Origin of the sequence: Pseudomonas sp. JS425 (assembly GCF_018223845.1) — a bacterium.
GTDB lineage: Bacteria > Pseudomonadota > Gammaproteobacteria > Pseudomonadales > Pseudomonadaceae > Aquipseudomonas > Aquipseudomonas asiatica.
Map to the genome: position 1 here is coordinate 1,233,702 of NZ_CP073661.1, position 17,857 is coordinate 1,251,558.

Below are 17,857 nucleotides of genomic sequence, written 5' to 3' on the forward strand. Positions count from 1 at the left end.
TGGTAGCTTTGCGCGGTCTTGCGCCCCTTGTGTGGCGCATTGCTGGCAGCGTGCTGTCGTCGTGTCGAACCAAACGTCGATTTGCGTATCTACATACGCGATTGGCGCGGCCCTCCACTTTCAGGGGCTGGCCCGATAACGTCGTAGTCCGCTGCATAACCATCGAATTTGATAGGGAAGGAACACCACCATGGCATTGACCAAAGACCAACTGATTGCCGACATCGCCGAATCGATCGCCGCGCCAAAAGCCACCGCCAAGAACGCTCTGGAGCAACTGGGCCAGATCGTTGCCGACCAGCTGGAAAACGGCGCTGAAATCACTCTGCCAGGCATCGGCAAACTGAAAGTCGCTGAGCGTCCTGCCCGTACCGGCCGCAACCCTTCGACTGGCGCTGCCATCGAAATCGCTGCCAAGAAAGTCGTCAAGTTCGTTCCGGCCAAAGTGCTGACCGACGCCATCAACAAGTAATTGTTGAAGCTTTGACGAAACCGCGCCCGGCTTGCCCGGACGCGGTTTTTTCATGCCTGGGTTTTACGCCCGGCGTGCCAGGCCTGGCGCGCCTCGTCGTCGTGGAAGCTCCAGGCGACCATGCGGCTTTGCTTCTGCCCCTGGCCCATTTCACTGATGCGCACGGCCTTGGCGCCCGCTTTCCTGAGCGCAGCCTCGATCCCCGGCAAGTTGCTGGCCTTGGACACCAGGCTGGTGAACCACAATACCCGTTCGGCGTACTGCACGCTTTCACTGACCAGTTGGCTGACAAAGCGGATCTCGCCGCCTTCGCACCACAGTTCGTTGTTCTGGCCACCGAAGTTGAGCACCGGCAGCTTGCGCTTGGGGTCCTGCTTGCCCAGGTTCTTCCACTTGCGCTGGCTACCACGGGTGGCTTCGTCGCGTGAGGCATGGAAGGGCGGGTTGCACAGGGTCAGGTCGAAGCGTTCGCCCTCCTGCAGCAGGCCGCTGAGGATGTGCGCACGGTTGGCCTGTTGGCGCAGGGTGATGGCCTTGCCCAGGCCGTTGGCCTGGACGATGGCCTTGGCCGAAGCCAGGGCCACGGGGTCGATGTCCGAGCCAACGAAGCGCCAGCGGTAGTCGCTGTGGCCCAGCAGCGGGTAGATGCAGTTGGCCCCCACGCCGATGTCCAGCGCACGCACCTGGGCGCCCTTGGGGATCTCGCCGGCATTGTCATCGGCCAGCAGGTCGGCGGCGACGTGAATGTAGTCGGCGCGGCCGGGAATCGGCGGGCACAGGTAGTCGGCGGGGATATCCCAGTGCTGGATGCCGTACTGGGCCTTCAGCAGCGCACGGTTGAACACCCTTACGGCCTCGGGGTTGGCGAAGTCGATGCTGGGTTTGCCGTGGGGGTTGGTGATGGTGAAGCGCGCCAGGTTAGGGTGGGCCTTGATCAGGCTGGGGAAGTCGTAGCGGCCCTGGTGGCGGTTGCGCGGGTGCAGGGTGGGTTTGTTCGGGGTCATGGCAGTGTCCAGCCCTATACGAGCGGTGGCTGATAGAGCCTAGGGCTGCTTTGCAGCCCTTTCGCGACACAAGGCCGCTCCTACAGGATAGCGGCGCCCTTCAGACCGGCGCCGTCCCTGTAGGAGCGGCCTTGTGTCGCGAAAGGGCCGCAAAGCGGCCCCAGCTTTTCTCTAGTGATTAAAGCGCTGCAATCCGCGCATGCTGCTCGGTGAAGTTGGCCAGGGCCTGTTCGGACTCGGCCAGCTTGGCGCGTTCCTTCTCGATCACGGCAGGTGGTGCCTTGTCGACGAAGGCGGCGTTGGACAGCTTGCCACCCACGCGTGCCACTTCACCCTGCAGGCGCTGGATTTCCTTGTTCAGGCGCGCCAGCTCGGCATCCTTGTCGATCAGGCCGGCCATTGGCACCAGCACTTGCAGGTCACCGACCAGGGCGGTGGCCGACAGCGGCGCTTCGTCGGCATCGCCCAGTACGGTGAACGATTCGACCTTGGCCAGCTTCTTCAGCAGGGCTTCGTTTTCCTGCAGTCGACGCTGGTCGTCGGCGTTGGCGTTCTTAAGGAACAGCGGCAGCGGCTTGCCCGGGCCGATGTTCATTTCGGCGCGGATGTTGCGCAGGCCGACCATCAGCTCCTTGAGCCACTCGATGTCGCCTTCGGCGGCAGCATCGATGCGGCTTTCATTGGCCACCGGCCATGGCTGCAGCATGATGGTCTTGCCTTCGATGCCGGCCAGCGGCGCGATGCGCTGCCAGATTTCTTCGGTGATGAACGGCATGAACGGGTGCGCCAGGCGCAGCGCCACTTCCAGCACGCGCACCAGGGTGCGGCGGGTGCCACGGGCGCGCTCGACCGGGGCGTTCTCGTCCCACAGCACCGGCTTGGACAGCTCCAGGTACCAGTCGCAATACTGGTTCCAGATGAACTCGTACAGCGCCTGGCTGGCCAGGTCGAAGCGGAACTGCTCCAGCTGGCGGGTCACTTCGGCTTCGGTACGCTGCAGCTGCGAGATGATCCAGCGGTCGGCCAGCGACAGCTCGTAGGCCTCGCCGTTCTGGCCGCAGTCTTCGCCCTTGTCCAGCACGTAGCGGGCGGCGTTCCAGATCTTGTTGCAGAAGTTGCGGTAGCCTTCGACGCGGCCCATGTCGAACTTGATGTCGCGGCCGGTGGAGGCCAACGAGCAGAAGGTGAAGCGCAGGGCGTCGGTGCCGTAGCTGGCGATACCTTCGGGGAACTCGGCCTTGGTCTGCTTGGCGATTTTCTCGGCAAGCTTGGGCTGCATCATGCCGCTGGTGCGTTTTTCCAGCAGGGCGTCGAGGGTGATGCCGTCGACGATGTCCAGCGGGTCCAGCACGTTGCCCTTGGACTTGGACATCTTCTGGCCCTGGCCGTCACGTACCAGGCCGTGCACGTACACGGTCTTGAAAGGTACCTGCGGGGTGCCATCCTCGTTCTTGATCAGGTGCATGGTCAGCATGATCATGCGCGCAACCCAGAAGAAGATGATGTCGAAGCCGGTTACCAGCACGTCGGTGGAGTGGAACTTCTTGAGGAACTCGGTCTGTTCCGGCCAGCCCAGGGTAGAGAAGGTCCACAGGCCCGAACTGAACCAGGTGTCGAGTACGTCGTCGTCCTGGCGCAGGACCACGTCGGCGCCCAGGTTGTGCTTGGCGCGCACTTCTTCCTCGTTGCGGCCGACATAGACCTGGCCGGCCTCGTCGTACCATGCCGGGATGCGGTGGCCCCACCACAGCTGGCGGCTGATGCACCAGTCCTGGATGTCACGCATCCAGGAGAAGTACATGTTCTCGTACTGCTTGGGCACGAACTGGATGCGGCCATCTTCCACTGCGGCGATGGCAGGTTCTGCCAGCGGCTTGGTGGAAACGTACCACTGGTCGGTCAGCCACGGCTCGATGACGGTGCCCGAACGGTCGCCCTTCGGCACTTTCAGCGCGTGGTCGTCGATGCTCACCAGCAGGCCCTGGGCATCCAGGTCGGCGACGATCTGCTTGCGTGCGACGAAGCGGTCGAGGTTGGCGTACTGGGCCGGCAGGCGGGTGTCCACCTGCTCGTTGACGCTGCCGTCGAGGTTGAAGGCCTGCGCGCTGGCCAGCACGAAGGCATTCTTGTCGAAGATGTTCAGCAGCGGCAGGTTGTGGCGTTTGCCGACTTCATAGTCGTTGAAGTCGTGGGCCGGGGTGATCTTCACGCAGCCGGTACCGAACTCGGGGTCGCAGTAGTCGTCGGCGATGATCGGGATGCGGCGGCCGACCAGCGGCAGTTCGACGAACTTGCCGATCAGTGCCTGGTAGCGCTCGTCGTTCGGGTTGACTGCCACGGCCGCGTCACCCAGCAGGGTTTCCGGACGGGTGGTGGCGACGACCAGGTAGTCCTTGCCTTCGGCGGTCTTGGCGCCATCGGCCAGTGGGTAGCGCAGGTTCCACAGGTGGCCCTTCTCGTCGTGGTTCTCCACTTCGAGGTCGGAGATGGCCGTGTGCAGCTTGGTGTCCCAGTTGACCAGGCGCTTGCCGCGGTAGATCAGGCCGTCTTCATGCAGGCGCACGAAGGCTTCCTTGACCGCTTCGGACAGGCCGTCGTCCATGGTGAAACGCTCGCGGCTCCAGTCGACCGACGAGCCCAGACGGCGGATCTGACGGCTGATGTTGCCGCCGGACTGGTCCTTCCATTCCCAGACCTTTTCCAGGAACTTTTCGCGGCCCAGGTCATGACGGTTCTGGCCCTTGGCCTCTAGCTGGCGCTCGACCAGCATCTGGGTGGCGATACCGGCGTGGTCGGTGCCTGGCTGCCACAGGGTGTCGCGGCCTTGCATGCGGCGGAAACGGATCAGGGCGTCCATGATCGCGTTGTTGAACCCGTGGCCCATGTGCAGGCTGCCGGTCACGTTCGGCGGCGGGATCATGATGGTGTAGGACTCGCCTGCACCTTGTGGGGCGAAATAGTTCTCGGACTCCCAGGTGTTGTACCAGGAAGTTTCGATGGCGTGCGGCTGGTAGGTCTTATCCATGCGCGGCGGGACCCTGTGCATTTATTCGGGAAAGCCGGGAAGTATAACCAAGCTGGGGGCCGCAGGCGACAAGCTGCTGACAACTGTCGGAACAGTGGCGCCTGCTTCGCGGGCACGCCCGCTCCTACAGGTGCACCATAGGTCTTGCGGTCTGTGGGGACCCTGTGGGAGCGGGCGTGCCCGCGAAGCAGGCGACCCGGATGTTCGGTATATCTACTCGGAACGCTTGATCAACCGCTCGATCCGCGCATCCAGCCGGCGCTTGATCTCGTTCTCGATGTGCGGGGTAAAGTCGTTGATCACGTCCTGCATGATCATCTGCGCCGCCGCACGCAGTTCGCTTTCCAGATGCAGCAGGGTGTCCTGGCGACGAGTCTGCGGGTCATCTTCGGGTTCGGCAGCTATTGGTTCGGCCGTAGGCACATGATTGCCGGGCGCTTCTTCCAGCAGCAACGGGATCTGCTCCACCGTCTCGGTCAGCAGCGGTGGTTGCAGGTCGGCGTCGCCAAGCAGCTGGCGTATCGACTCGAGGTCATCGAGCAGATGGGCGGAATCGGGCAGGGGGGAGGGCTTGTCCATCGTCGTCAAAGTCGCTGTAAGCGGTGGTCTTGCAGAGCATAGCCCTGTTCACGGTAGAAACGGAATCGTTCACGGGCCGATTGGCGGATGCCAGGCTCTTCAACGACGATTTCGGCCACCCGCTCGAACTGGCCGACGAAGGCCGGTACGCCGGCGCCCAGGTTGATCAACAGGTCGTGGTGGTCGCCCGCACTGTCGGCGGCCAGGCCCAATGCCACGCTGGCATCGGCATGCACCTCCGCGAGGTCGTGGGGCACGAAGGCCTCGCCCTTGAAGCGCCACAGGCGTTGGTCCAGCTCGTTGCGCTGCTCGGCGTCCTGGCAATGCAGGTAGACCCGGTGGCCGAGGCGCCAGGCCTTTTCGCATAGCTTGCAGGCGAAATCGAGCCGCGCCGACAGCGAGTCGGTGGGCAGGATGTAGAAATCGACTTTGCTCATGGTGGTATCGCCGGCCGGTGGCGCGCGCAGCGCCACCGGCTCAATGGCGTCAGGCGCCGGCGCGGTCCAGCAGGTACTGGGTCAGCAGGGGTACAGGGCGGCCAGTGGCGCCCTTGTCCTTGCCGCCGCTGACCCAGGCAGTGCCGGCGATGTCCATGTGCGCCCAGTCGTAGGCCTTGGCAAAGCGCGACAGGAAGCAGCCGGCGGTGATGGTGCCGGCCTTCGGCCCGCCGATGTTGCCCATGTCGGCGAACGGGCTGTCCAGCTGCTCCTGGTACTCATCGAACAGCGGCAGCTGCCAGGCACGGTCGTCGGCGCGCTTGCCGGCGTCGAGCAACTGGCCGACCAGGTCGTCGTTGTTGCCCATCAGGCCAGTGGTGTGGCTGCCCAGGGCGACGATGCAGGCACCGGTCAGGGTAGCGATGTCGATGACTGCCTGCGGCTTGAAGCGCTCGGCGTAGGTCAGGGTGTCGCACAGCACCAGGCGGCCTTCGGCGTCGGTGTTGAGGATTTCCACGGTCTGCCCGCTCATGGTGGTGACGATGTCACCCGGCCGGGTGGCGCCGCCGCTCGGCATGTTCTCGGCGCAGGCCAGCAGGCACACCAGGTTGACCGGCAGCTGCAGCTCGAGCACCGCACGCAGGGTGCCGAGCACGCTGGCGGCACCGCACATGTCGTACTTCATTTCGTCCATGCCGGCGCCAGGCTTCAGGCTGATGCCGCCGGTGTCGAAGGTAATGCCCTTGCCCACCAGCACGAACGGCTTGTCCGCCTTCTTGCCGCCCTGGTAGTTGAGCACGATCAGGCGTGGCGGCTGGTCGCTGCCCTGGCCGACGGCGTAGAACGCGCCCATGCCGAGGTCCTTGATCTTCTTCTCGTCCAGCACTTCGACTTTCAGCGCCTTGTGCGCCTTGCCCAGGTCCTTGGCCTGTTCGGCCAGGAAGCTTGGGTGGCACAGGTTGGGCGGCAGGTTGCCCAGGTCGCGCGTGAAGGCCATGCCGGTGGCGATGGCACTGGCATGCTTGACGGCACGTTCGACCTCGGCCTGGCCGGCCTTGTCGGTCAGCAGGGTGACCTTCTTCAGGGCGCGCGGCTCGGCCTTCTGGCTCTTGAAGCGATCGAACACGTATTCGCCGTCGAGCAGGGTTTCGGCCAGCAGGCGGTACTTGCCATAGTGGGCATCACGGTTGCTGACCGCGATGTCGTCCAGGGCCAGCACTGCGTCAGCGCCGTTCAGGCCCTTGAGCACGCCGGCGACGCTGGCGACCAGTTTGCGCCAGGCGCGGTCGCCCAGGGCTTCGTCCTTGCCGCTGCCCACCAGCAGCACGCGCTCGGCCTTCAGGCCCGCGAGGTTCTGCAGGAGCAGGGTCTGGCCCGGCTTGCCGGCCAGGTCGCCACGTTTGAGCACGGCACTGATGGCGCCTTCGCTGGCCTGGTCGACGGCCTTGGCCACGGCGCCGAGCTTGCGGTTTTCACCTACCGGGAGGACCAGGGTGGCGGTTTTTACGGATGCAGCAGCTACGCTTTTTACAACCAGTTCCATGTCAGGATCCCCGAATGATCGATACAGTCGGCGCTGTGTATTCCAGCGCTCTGGACGGGCCTGGCCGCGTCGTCGCGCGCCAGCGGAAAAGCTGCCAGTTTGAGCCTGCGGCAAGCGTGCTGACAACCCCGTTATGCGCCTTCATGCGCGGCGAAGTGACAGGGGCGGTCAATCACAGGATAATGCGCGCACTTTACATGGAGGTTCGCCTTTGGCGAACCGGCATTGGTCTTGGCTGTACTAAGTCATTGTCTGGCGCCATTGATTGGCAGTCCGCCCTGACAACCCAGGAGTGTCTGGTTTGATCGTCTTTCGTTATCTGTCCCGCGAGGTCCTGGTGACCTTGAGCGCCGTCAGCGCCGTGCTGCTGGTGATCATCATGAGCGGGCGCTTCATCAAGTACCTGGCCCAGGCTGCCCAGGGTGTGCTCGACCCGAGCGTGCTGTTCCTGATCATGGGCTTCCGTCTGCCGGGCTTCCTGCAGCTGATCCTGCCTTTGGGGCTGTTCCTCGGCATTCTCCTGGCGTACGGGCGCCTGTACCTGGAAAGCGAGATGACCGTGCTGTCGGCCACCGGCATGAGCCAGCAGCGCCTGCTGGGCCTGACCATGGCGCCGGCCGCCCTGGTCGCCCTGCTGGTGGCCTGGCTTAGCCTGAGCCTGGCACCGCTGGGCGTGGCCCAGGTGCAGCAGATCATCGCCCAGCAGGATGCCCTGACCGAGTTCGACACCCTGGTGCCGGGCCGCTTCCAGACCCTGCGCGACGGCTCGCGGGTGACTTACACCGAAGAGCTGTCGGACGACCGCATCAACCTGGCCGGGGTGTTCATTTCCGAGAAGCGCTTCAACCAGGACAAGACCAAGGACCGCGCCCCGTCGGTGCTGGTTGCCGAAAAAGGCCACCAGGAAATCCAGGCCGACGGCAACCGCTACCTGGTGCTGGAAAACGGCTACCGTTACGACGGCAACTCGGGCCAGGCGGATTACCGTGCAATCAAGTACGACACCTACGGAGTGCTGCTGCCCAAGCCGGAAGTCGCCGAGGAAGTGACCGATCGCGAAGCCATCCCCACTTCCGAGCTGATCGGCAAGAAGGGGCTGCGTGAGCGCGCCGAGCTGCAATGGCGGCTGTCGCTGCCGATCCTGGTGTTCATCGTCACCATGCTGGCGGTGCCGCTGTCCCGGGTCAACCCGCGCCAGGGCCGCTTCCTCAAGCTGCTGCCGGCAATTCTTCTGTACATGGCCTACCTGACAATGCTGATTTCCGTACGCGGCGCCCTCGAGAAGGGCAAACTGCCGATCGCCCTGGGCATGTGGTGGGTCCACGGCCTGTTCCTGCTGATCGGCCTGGGCCTGATGTACTGGGAGCCGCTGCGCCTCAAGCGCGCCGCCCGTCGTGCGGAGGTGGCCCATGGGTAAGCTCGACCGCTACATCGGCCAGAGCGTGCTGCTGGCCATCCTCGCCGTGCTGGGGATCATCCTCGGCCTGGCTTCGCTGTTTGCCTTCATCGACGAGATGAGCGACCTGAGTGACACCTACACGGTGATGGAGGCGGGCAACTTCGTCCTGCTGACCGCACCGCGGCGGCTGTACGAAATGCTGCCGATGGCCGCCTTGATCGGCTGCCTGATCGGCCTGGGCAGCCTGGCCAGCAGCAGCGAACTGACCATCATGCGTGCTGCAGGGGTTTCCATCGGGCGCATCGTCTGGGCAGTGATGAAGCCGATGCTGGTACTGATGCTGGTCGGTCTGCTGATCGGCGAGTACGTGGCGCCGGTGACCGAGAACAAGGCCCAGGCCGACCGTTCCCTGGCCCAGGGCGGTGGTGAGGCGCAAAGCTCCAAGCGCGGCATGTGGCACCGCCAGGGCGAGGAGTACGTGCACATCAACGCCGTGCAGCCTAACGGCCTGCTGCTGGGTGTGACCCGTTACCGCTTCGACAGCGAGCGCAAGATTGTCACCTCGAGCTTCGCCCGCCGTGCACAGTACCAGGACGACCACTGGATGCTCAGCGACGTGCGCACCACCTTCTTCCGTGGCGACCACACCGAAGTGGTGACCGCGCCGCAGGAACGCTGGGACGTTTCGCTCACGCCGCAACTGCTCAATACTGTGATCCTCGCGCCGGAGTCGCTGTCCATCACCGGGCTGTGGGACTACATCCACTACCTGTCCGACCAGGGCCTGAACAATGCCCGTTACTGGCTGGCGTTCTGGACCAAGGTATTGCAGCCGATGGTGACCGCGGCGCTGGTGCTGATGGCCATTTCCTTCATCTTCGGCCCGCTGCGTTCGGTAACCCTTGGCCAGCGCGTGTTCACCGGTGTACTGGTGGGCTTCGTGTTCCGCATCGCCCAGGACCTGTTGGGGCCTTCGAGCCAGGTGTTCGGCTTCCCGCCGCTGCTGGCGGTGGTGATCCCGGCAGGCATCTGTGCATTGGCCGGAGTGTGGTTGTTGCGTCGGGCAGGTTGATGGCCTGAGCTGTACAAAAAAAGCCGACCTCGGGGGTTAATGCCAGTCAGTTAAGACTGACGCTTTGAGCTTTAGCCCGTAGGCCGCAAAATCCGATGCTTGGAAACGAGCATCGGATTTTTTATGCGCCTGTCACAAGCCCTCTCCCTCACTCACGAAATGGCATCGCGGCCACATGCCCTCGAGGGGCTGGGGGCGTTGCTCGATCCTGATCTTGTGCAACAAGCTTTTGAGACGGCAGGTGTCGCGACCATTCGCAAGCGACGCCTCCCGCTTGAGAGCCTGGTGTGGTGCATCATCGGCATGGCGCTGTTCCGCCGTATGTCGGCTTGGGATGTCGTAAACCACATGGACATCATGCTGCCGGGCAAGAGGCCTCTGGTGGCCCCCAGTGCTGTTGTACAAGGGCGGCAGCGACTGGGCAGTGAAGCTGTACGTGAAGTTTTCACGCTCACTCAGCAGCGGTGGCACGAAGAAACCAAGCACCCGCACTGGTTGGGCTTGACGCTGCTTGGTGTGGACGGTGTTGTCTGGAGTACGCCTGACACAGCTGAAAACCGTGCGTTTTACGGGGGCGCTACCAATCAGCATGGGGATGGCGGTTTTCCTCAGGTTAGGATGGTCTGCCAGATGGAGCTGACCAGCCACTTACTGATAAACAGCACTTTCGAGAGCTACCACAGTAGTGAAATGAAGCTGGCAGAGCAGCTGATCGCGACCACGCCGAACCACTCGCTGACCCTGTTCGATAAAGGTTTCTATTCGTTGGGCTTGCTGCACCACTGGCAGTCACAAGGTGAGCATCGACACTGGCTGATCCCTGTGAAAAAGGGCACTCAGTACGAGGTGGAACACACGCTAGGACGCAACGATGCCGTGGTCGTCCTGCGCACATCGCCCCAGGCCCGCAAGCAATGGCCAGGCTTGCCGCTGGAAATGCGGGCACGACTGCTGAGCAAAACAATCAAAGGAAAGGTTGTGAGTGTCTTGACCTCAATGACCGATGCGCAGCGCTTCCCTGGCGATGAGATCGTTGATCTTTACAGTCAGCGCTGGGAAAACGAGCTGGGTTATCGGGAGATCAAACAAGGACTTCTGGGGGGCGAATACACCCTGAGAAGCAAGACGCCGGAGATGATTGCGCAAGAGCTGTGGGGCGTGCTGTTGGGCTACAACCTATTGCGTTATCAGATGGTGCAGATGTCGAGACAGTGCCCAGGCGTGTACCCATGCGAGATGAGCTTTACCGCTTGTAGCTGGGCGATTCTGGGCTTGCTGCATGGCACGTCATTAAACCATCCCGGCAACTTGCCAGGTTTTTTGGCAGATCTGCAGGCGTCAGCGGCTCAGTATGTCCTACCCCATCGGCGACCCGATCGATGGTTCCCCAGAGTGGTGAAGCAGCGCCCTGCAAAATATCCGACCCGAAAATGAAAATGCCAGTCAGCTTAACTGACTGGCATTAACCTCGGGGTCGGCTTTTTGCTGCTTGACCAATAGCTGTAGGCTTGCGGCGAACTTGTAGGAGCAGCCTTGTGCTGCGAAAGGGCCGGTCTGGCAAAACACTCTCGTTGCCAGTGATGGCCTCTTCGCAGCACAAGGCTGCTCCTACAGGTACATTGGTTGCCCTGAAGCTTGTACTTATCTCTTCTGCTTAGGCACCCGCACCAGCTGGCTTTCCGAATAGATGTCATGCCAGCCCCTCTGGCGCTTGTCGATCAACGCCCAGAAAAAACCCAGCCCCAGGCACAGCCACGAGGCAATCGACACCACGAAGCGCAGCAGCGCCTGCCACAGGCTGATGGCCGTGCCATCGGCGTTCTGTACCCGCACGCCCCACACCTGCATGCCCAGGGTCTGCCCGCCATGGGTCCAGAACTTGGCAAAGAAACCGAAAAGGACGAACAGCAGCACCGTCGACAGCAGCGGGTCGCCGTCCAGAGCGCCAGCCTCGGTCAGCTCGCGCATGCGGGCTTCGCCGATGATCGCCATCTGGATCATCTTGTAGGCACCTGCGGTCACGATCAGCAACGCCGTGCACAGCAGGAAGTCGTAGAACATTGCCGCCAGGCGCCGGCCCAGGCCGACCGGAGGAAAATCACCCTGGGGTGTGAGCAGAGGCTTGGACATGCAAAACGGCTCCAGAAGACGAAGCCGCTATTCTACGGGCAAAAAAAAGCCCCTGCACTTGGCAGGGGCTTTTCTCGAAGTCGGGTTCGGCTTAGCCGGCGACCTGAACTTTGTCAGCCTGCATGCCTTTCTGGCCCTGGACTGCTTCGAAGGTGACCTTCTGGCCTTCTTTCAGGCTCTTGAAGCCGTTACCTTCGATAGCGCGGAAGTGCACGAACAGATCCGGACCGCTTTCTGGGGTGATGAAGCCGTAACCTTTTTCGTCATTGAACCACTTGACGGTACCGTTCTGACGCTCAGCCATTGTCTTATTTCCTATGAAGCTTGAATTTTGATGACAGTTTCTTTTGCAATAAAGGAAGCAAAAGATTACTGGGCTGGGTTGCAGGAAAGTAAGAGACGTCGAACGGGTTGTAGCAGATTGCGGCTACTGGCCCAGGTCACGAACTGTTGCGACCCATGCAAACACAGTGCAGTGACTCTACGCCAACTCCCGAGCGAAAAACAAGCCCTTGGTCGTATGGAAAATCGGCCGTTTGCCGATAACCGACCGATTTGTCGGAAACGGCATGGCGCCTGGCCTGGCGCCATGTTCAAAAGTTATTGGACAGGTTCGAAAACGAATATGTCGAACCTGCCCGTAACCTTCACAAAACGGCTTCAGCCCCGGTAGTAACGTTGTGCCACAAAAGGCATTTTGCTGACCTTCAAGGCAACCTTCTTGCCACGCACCACGGCAAACAGTGGGGTGTCGATAGCGGTATGTTCACTATCGATATAACCCATTGCTACAGGAGCACCGAGTGTCGGGCCAAAGCCGCCGCTGCACACTTTGCCTACAGGTTTATCGTTTGCATCGACAATATCCGCGCCTTCACGTACTGGGGTACGCTCCTGCGGCAACAGGCCCACACGTTTGCGCGCCACACCATCTCGCTGATGGGCGAAGATGGCTTCGGCACCCGGGAAGCCGGCGGCACGCGCGCCATCGGCACGGCGAACCTTGGAAATAGCCCACAGCAGGCTGGCTTCCACCGGCGTGGTTTCGGTATTCATGTCGTGGCCATACAGGCACAGGCCGGCTTCCAGGCGCAGCGAGTCACGCGCACCCAGACCGATCGGTTGCACTTCGGGCTCTGCCAGCAGGCGGCGGGCCAGGGCTTCGGCGGCATGCGCCGGTACCGAAATTTCGTAGCCGTCTTCGCCGGTGTAGCCTGAGCGGCTGACGAAGCAGTCTTCACCCAGCAGTTTCACCGGGCGGAACTGCATGAAGGTCATGCCGGCCACTTCCGGGGCCAGGCGTTCCAGCACCTTGACTGCCGCCGGGCCTTGCAAGGCCAGCAGGGCGCGCTGCTCGAACAGTGGCTGTACCTCGCAACGGCTGCCGATGTGCGCTTGCAGGTGGGCCAGGTCCTGATCCTTGCAGGCGGCGTTGACCACAAGGAACAGCGTGTCGTCGCCCAGGTTGGCAACCATCAAGTCATCGAGGATGCCGCCTTGCTCATTGGTGAACATGGCATAGCGCTGCATGCCCACCGGCAGGTCGATGATATCCACCGGCACCAGGCTTTCCAGGGCCTTGGCGGCATCGCTGCCGCGCAGGGTGATCTGGCCCATGTGCGAGACATCGAACAGGCCGGCCTGCTCGCGTGTGTGCAGGTGTTCCTTGAGCACGCCCAACGGGTACTGCACCGGCATGTCATAGCCGGCGAACGGCACCATGCGCGCACCCAGTTCCAGGTGCAGGGCGTGCAGTGGGGTCTTGAGCAGTGTTTCGGACATCGGTGACTCCTTGCTGTTGTTGTCGGGTCAACATTCGATGATGTTGACGGCCAGGCCGCCACGGGCGGTCTCTTTGTATTTGCTTTTCATGTCGGCGCCGGTCTGGCGCATGGTGCGGATGACCTTGTCGAGCGACACGTAGTGCTGCCCGTCGCCGCGCAAGGCCATGCGCACCGCGTTGATCGCCTTCACCGAGCCCATGGCGTTGCGCTCGATGCAAGGCACCTGGACCAGCCCGCCAATCGGGTCGCAGGTCAGGCCCAGGTTGTGTTCCATGCCGATTTCGGCAGCGTTTTCCACCTGTTGCACGCTGCCACCCATCACCTCGCACAGCGCCCCGGCGGCCATCGAACAGGCCACGCCGACCTCGCCCTGGCAGCCTACTTCGGCACCGGAGATGGAGGCGTTTTCCTTGTACAGGATGCCGATGGCCGCGGCGGTGAGCAGAAACCGCACCACCCCGTCCTCGTTGGCTCCCGGTACGAAGCGCATGTAGTAATGCAGCACCGCCGGGACAATGCCCGCCGCGCCGTTGGTCGGCGCGGTGACCACGCGCCCGCCGTAGGCGTTCTCCTCGTTCACTGCCAGTGCATAGAGGTTGACCCAGTCGAGCACCGACAGGGCATCGCGCAGGCTGGCTTCAGGGTTGCGGCTCAGCTGGCGGTACAACGCCGGTGCCCGGCGCTTGACCTTGAGCCCGCCCGGCAGGATGCCTTCATGCTGGCAACCGGCTTCGACACAGTCCTGCATCACCTGCCAGATGCGCAACAGCCCGGCACGGGTTTCCGCCTCGGGGCGCCAAGCCGCCTCGTTGGCCAGCATTACCTGGCTGATCGACAGGTTTTGCCCGGTGCAATGACCGAGCAGCTCCTTGGCGGTCTTGAACGGGTAGGTCAGCGGTGTGCTGTCCTCGACGATGCGGTCGTGGCCGGCAGCGTCCTGGTCGACCACGAAACCGCCGCCCACCGAGTAGTACTCGCGGCTGCGGATTTGCAGGCCGGCCTCGTCGAAGGCGCGGAAGATCATGCCGTTGGGGTGATAGTCCAGCGGCTTGCGGATCATCGCCAGGTGCTGCTTTTCGATGAACGCGATGCTGTGCTCGCCGAGCAGGTTCAGCCGACCGCTGTCGCGGATGGCCTGCAGGCGGGCAGGGATGGTGTCGGTGTCGATGACGTCGGGGTGTTCGCCTTCAAGGCCCAGCAGCACGGCCTTGTCGCTGCCGTGGCCCTTGCCGGTGGCGCCGAGCGAGCCATACAGTTCGGCCTTGACGCTGACCGTGCCGGCAAGCAGGCCATCACGACGCAGCCCTTCGGCGAAGCGCGCGGCGGCGCGCATCGGGCCGACCGTGTGCGAGCTGGAGGGGCCGATGCCGATCTTGAACAGGTCGAAGACGCTCAAAGACATGGTGGACCTCCAGCCAGGATATTGGGCAAACGGTGAACTCTGTGGGAACGGGCGTGCCCGCGAATGCGTGGTTGAAGCCAACATCGCATTCGCGGGCACGCCCGCTCCCACAGCGGACCACACCTTGAGTCAGGTGGTGGGCCCGAGGGCTATCAGGCGTCCTGATAACTCTCGATCGACGGGCAGGCGCACACCAGGTTGCGGTCGCCGAACACGTTGTCGACCCGGCCGACCGGCGGCCAGTACTTGCCTTCCACCAGGCTTGGCAGCGGGTACACCGCCTGCTCGCGGCTGTAGCCATGGGCCCATTCGCCAACCAGCTCGGCCGCAGTGTGCGGGGCGTTCTTCAGCGGGTTGTCGTCCTTGTCCAGGCTACCGTTCTCGACCGCGCGAATTTCTTCGCGGATCTGGATCATCGCGTCGCAGAAGCGGTCCAGTTCTTCCTTGGACTCGCTTTCGGTCGGTTCGATCATCAGCGTGCCCGCCACCGGGAAGGACATGGTCGGGGCGTGGAAGCCAAAGTCGATCAGGCGCTTGGCCACGTCGTCGACGCTGATACCGCTGGTGTCCTTCAGCGGGCGCAGGTCGAGGATGCACTCGTGGGCCACCAGGCCATTGCCGCCGGTATACAGAACAGGATAGTGCTCTTCCAGGCGACGGGCGATGTAGTTGGCGTTGAGGATTGCCATCTGCGAGGCACGCTTGAGGCCGGCACCGCCCATCATGCGGATGTACATCCAGGTGATCGGCAGGATGCTGGCGCTGCCGAACGGCGCGGCACAAACCGCGCCCTCGGTGTTTTCCAGCTGCGCGTGGCCGGGCAGGAACGGCGCCAGGTGCGACTTGACGCCGATCGGGCCGACGCCCGGGCCGCCACCGCCGTGCGGGATGCAGAAGGTCTTGTGCAGGTTCAGGTGGGAAACGTCGCCGCCGAACTTGCCCGGGGCGCACAGGCCGACCATGGCGTTCATGTTGGCGCCGTCGATGTACACCTGGCCACCGTTGTCGTGAATGATCGCGCAGATTTCGCCGATCGCTTCCTCGAACACGCCGTGGGTCGACGGGTAGGTGATCATGATCGCGGCCAGGCGCTCGCGGTGCTCGATCGCCTTGGCGCGCAGGTCCTCGACATCGACGTTGCCGCGGGCATCACAGGCGGTGACCACCACGCGCATGCCGGCCATGTGCGCGGTTGCCGGGTTGGTGCCGTGGGCCGACGACGGGATCAGGCAGATGTCGCGGTGGCCTTCGCCACGGCTGCGGTGGTAGGCGCGGATGGCCAGCAGGCCTGCGTACTCGCCCTGGGAACCGGCGTTGGGCTGCAGCGACACGGCGTCGTAGCCGGTGGCGGCGCAGAGCATGGCTTCCAGCTCGGTGGTCATCTGCAGGTAGCCCTGGCTCTGCTCGGCCGGGGCGAACGGGTGCAGGTTGCCGAACTCGGCCCAGGTGACCGGGATCATTTCGCTGGCGGCGTTCAGCTTCATGGTGCACGAGCCCAGCGGGATCATGCTGCGGTCCAGCGCCAGGTCCTTGTCGGCAAGGCGGCGCAGGTAGCGCATCAGCTCGGTTTCGCTGTGGTAGCGGTTGAATACCGGGTGCGAGAGGATGGCCGACTGGCGCAGCAAGGCGGCAGGCAGCAGCGAGCCGGTGCTGGCGGCCAGCGCGTTGAAGTCCGGCTGGGCCTGGTCGCCACCGATCAGTTGCCACAGGGTCTCGACATCGGCCTGGCTAGTGGTTTCGTCCAGCGACAGGCCCACGTGGGTGGCGTCGATCTGGCGCAGGTTGATGCCCTGGGCGCGGGCCTTGTCATGGAGGCTGGCAGTGGCGCTGCCGGTGGCCAGGGTCAGGGTGTCGAAGGCGCTGGCGCCCACTACCTGCACGCCCAGCGTCTTCAGGCCGGCGGCCAGGATCGCGGTCAGGGCATGGGTACGTTCGGCGATGCGCTTGAGGCCGGCCGGGCCGTGGTACACGGCGAACATGCTGGCGATGTTGGCCAGCAGCACCTGGGCGGTGCAGATGTTGCTGGTGGCCTTTTCGCGGCGGATGTGCTGTTCGCGGGTCTGCATGGCCAGGCGCAGGGCGGTCTTGCCGAAGCGGTCGATCGACACGCCGACCAGGCGGCCTGGCATGTCGCGCTTGAATGCGTCACGGGTGGAGAAGTAGGCCGCGTGCGGGCCACCAAAGCCCAGCGGCACACCGAAGCGCTGGGCGCTGCCGATGGCCACGTCGGCGCCAAACTCGCCCGGCGGGGTCAGCAGGGTCAGGGCCAGCAGGTCGGCAGCAACGGCGACCAGGGCGTTGGCGGCGTGGAGGCGCTCGACCACTTCGCGGTAGTCGAACACTTCACCGTTGCTGGCCGGGTACTGCAGCAGGGCGCCGAAGAAAGCGCTGACATCGCCCAGCTCGCGCTCGTCGCCGACCACGATCTCGATGCCCAGCGGCTCGGCACGGGTGCGCAGCACGTCGAGGGTTTGCGGGTGGCAGTGCACGGAGGCGAAGAAGGCGTGGCTGGCCTTGTTCTTCGACAGGCGCTTGCAGAAGGTCATGGCCTCGGCCGCAGCGGTGGCTTCGTCGAGCAGGGAGGCGTTGGCGATCGGCAGGCCGGTCAGGTCGCTGATCAGGGTCTGGAAGTTCAGCAGCGCTTCCAGGCGGCCCTGGGAAATTTCTGGCTGGTACGGGGTATAGGCGGTGTACCAGGCCGGGTTTTCCAGCAGGTTGCGCAGGATCGGTGCCGGAGTGTGGGTGTTGTAGTAGCCCTGGCCGATGTAGCTCTTGAACAGCTGGTTCTTGCCGGCGATGGCCTTGAGCGCGGCAAGCGCGTCGGCTTCGCTCTGGCCGTTGTGTGAGCCGAGCACGCTGGTGCCTTTGATGCTGTCGGGAATGACCGCGGCGGTCATGGCTTCCAGCGAGTCGAAGCCGAGGGCGGCCAGCATGGCTTGCTCGTCAGCGGCGCGCGGGCCGATGTGGCGGGCGATGAATTCGTTGGCGGTGCCGAGGTTGATGGTCATGG

Annotated in this window: 15 protein-coding genes; 5 read left to right on the forward strand and 10 right to left on the reverse strand. The window is 63.5% G+C overall.

The annotated features are described in order from the left end of the window. The first annotated feature begins 190 nt into the window (after nt 1-190). Nucleotides 191-472 (forward strand): HU family DNA-binding protein, encoded by a 282-nt coding sequence (locus tag KDB76_RS05665; RefSeq protein ID WP_003257928.1) that lies wholly within the window; start codon nt 191-193, stop codon nt 470-472. A gap of 50 nt (nt 473-522) precedes the next feature. Here KDB76_RS05665 and rlmF read toward each other — a convergent pair whose 3' ends face one another. The 5 genes from rlmF to KDB76_RS05690 all read right to left on the reverse strand — a co-directional run bounded on the left by rlmF (nt 523) and on the right by KDB76_RS05690 (nt 7,060). After that, nucleotides 523-1,476 carry a 23S rRNA (adenine(1618)-N(6))-methyltransferase RlmF gene (gene rlmF / locus KDB76_RS05670; protein WP_024086346.1) on the reverse strand — a complete coding sequence of 318 codons (954 nt, stop codon included), beginning with the start codon at nt 1,474-1,476 and terminating at the stop codon, nt 523-525. A gap of 178 nt (nt 1,477-1,654) precedes the next feature. Continuing rightward, nucleotides 1,655-4,501, reverse strand: coding sequence for a valine--tRNA ligase (locus KDB76_RS05675; protein WP_013971095.1), 2,847 nt, complete (start codon nt 4,499-4,501; stop codon nt 1,655-1,657). 213 nt (nt 4,502-4,714) lie between these two features. After that, nucleotides 4,715-5,080: a hypothetical protein gene (locus KDB76_RS05680; protein WP_024086347.1), complete on the reverse strand. Its 366-nt coding sequence runs from the start codon at nt 5,078-5,080 to the stop codon at nt 4,715-4,717. Between the two features lie 5 nt (nt 5,081-5,085). Next, nucleotides 5,086-5,517, reverse strand: coding sequence for a DNA polymerase III subunit chi (locus KDB76_RS05685; protein WP_003257931.1), 432 nt, complete (start codon nt 5,515-5,517; stop codon nt 5,086-5,088). Nucleotides 5,518-5,566: 49 nt separating this feature from the next. After that, complete coding sequence (locus tag KDB76_RS05690; RefSeq protein WP_003257933.1) at nt 5,567-7,060, reverse strand: leucyl aminopeptidase; 1,494 nt, start codon at nt 7,058-7,060, stop codon at nt 5,567-5,569. 14 nt (nt 7,061-7,074) lie between these two features. Between KDB76_RS05690 and KDB76_RS05695 the strand changes: the two genes are divergently transcribed. From KDB76_RS05695 to KDB76_RS05710, 4 genes are all read left to right on the forward strand, one after another. Continuing rightward, on the forward strand, nt 7,075-7,365 hold the full coding sequence (locus tag KDB76_RS05695) for a hypothetical protein (RefSeq protein WP_003257935.1): 291 nt from the start codon (nt 7,075-7,077) through the stop codon (nt 7,363-7,365). After that, nucleotides 7,362-8,477 (forward strand): LPS export ABC transporter permease LptF, encoded by a 1,116-nt coding sequence (gene lptF / locus KDB76_RS05700; RefSeq protein WP_212632242.1) that lies wholly within the window; start codon nt 7,362-7,364, stop codon nt 8,475-8,477. The genes KDB76_RS05695 and lptF overlap by 4 nt, the downstream gene beginning before the upstream one ends. Further along, nucleotides 8,470-9,531, forward strand: a complete 1,062-nt coding sequence (lptG, locus tag KDB76_RS05705; RefSeq protein ID WP_015269076.1) for an LPS export ABC transporter permease LptG — start codon at nt 8,470-8,472, stop codon at nt 9,529-9,531. The genes lptF and lptG overlap by 8 nt, the downstream gene beginning before the upstream one ends. Before the next feature lie 123 nt (nt 9,532-9,654). Continuing rightward, a complete protein-coding gene (locus KDB76_RS05710) occupies nt 9,655-10,965 on the forward strand; it encodes an IS4 family transposase (protein WP_212632243.1) in 1,311 nt (436 codons plus the stop codon). Between the two features lie 207 nt (nt 10,966-11,172). Here KDB76_RS05710 and KDB76_RS05715 read toward each other — a convergent pair whose 3' ends face one another. The 5 genes from KDB76_RS05715 to gcvP all read right to left on the reverse strand — a co-directional run bounded on the left by KDB76_RS05715 (nt 11,173) and on the right by gcvP (nt 17,855). Next, nucleotides 11,173-11,661, reverse strand: coding sequence for an RDD family protein (locus tag KDB76_RS05715; protein WP_015269077.1), 489 nt, complete (start codon nt 11,659-11,661; stop codon nt 11,173-11,175). A gap of 91 nt (nt 11,662-11,752) precedes the next feature. Further along, complete coding sequence (locus KDB76_RS05720) at nt 11,753-11,965, reverse strand: cold-shock protein (RefSeq protein WP_003257941.1); 213 nt, start codon at nt 11,963-11,965, stop codon at nt 11,753-11,755. A 356-nt stretch (nt 11,966-12,321) separates the two neighbouring features. Further along, complete coding sequence (gene gcvT, locus KDB76_RS05725; protein WP_024086348.1) at nt 12,322-13,443, reverse strand: glycine cleavage system aminomethyltransferase GcvT; 1,122 nt, start codon at nt 13,441-13,443, stop codon at nt 12,322-12,324. Between the two features lie 27 nt (nt 13,444-13,470). Then, nucleotides 13,471-14,847 (reverse strand): L-serine ammonia-lyase, encoded by a 1,377-nt coding sequence (locus KDB76_RS05730; RefSeq protein WP_024086349.1) that lies wholly within the window; start codon nt 14,845-14,847, stop codon nt 13,471-13,473. 152 nt (nt 14,848-14,999) lie between these two features. Further along, a complete protein-coding gene (gene gcvP / locus KDB76_RS05735; protein ID WP_024086350.1) occupies nt 15,000-17,855 on the reverse strand; it encodes an aminomethyl-transferring glycine dehydrogenase in 2,856 nt (951 codons plus the stop codon). Between the last annotated feature and the right edge of the window lie 2 nt (nt 17,856-17,857).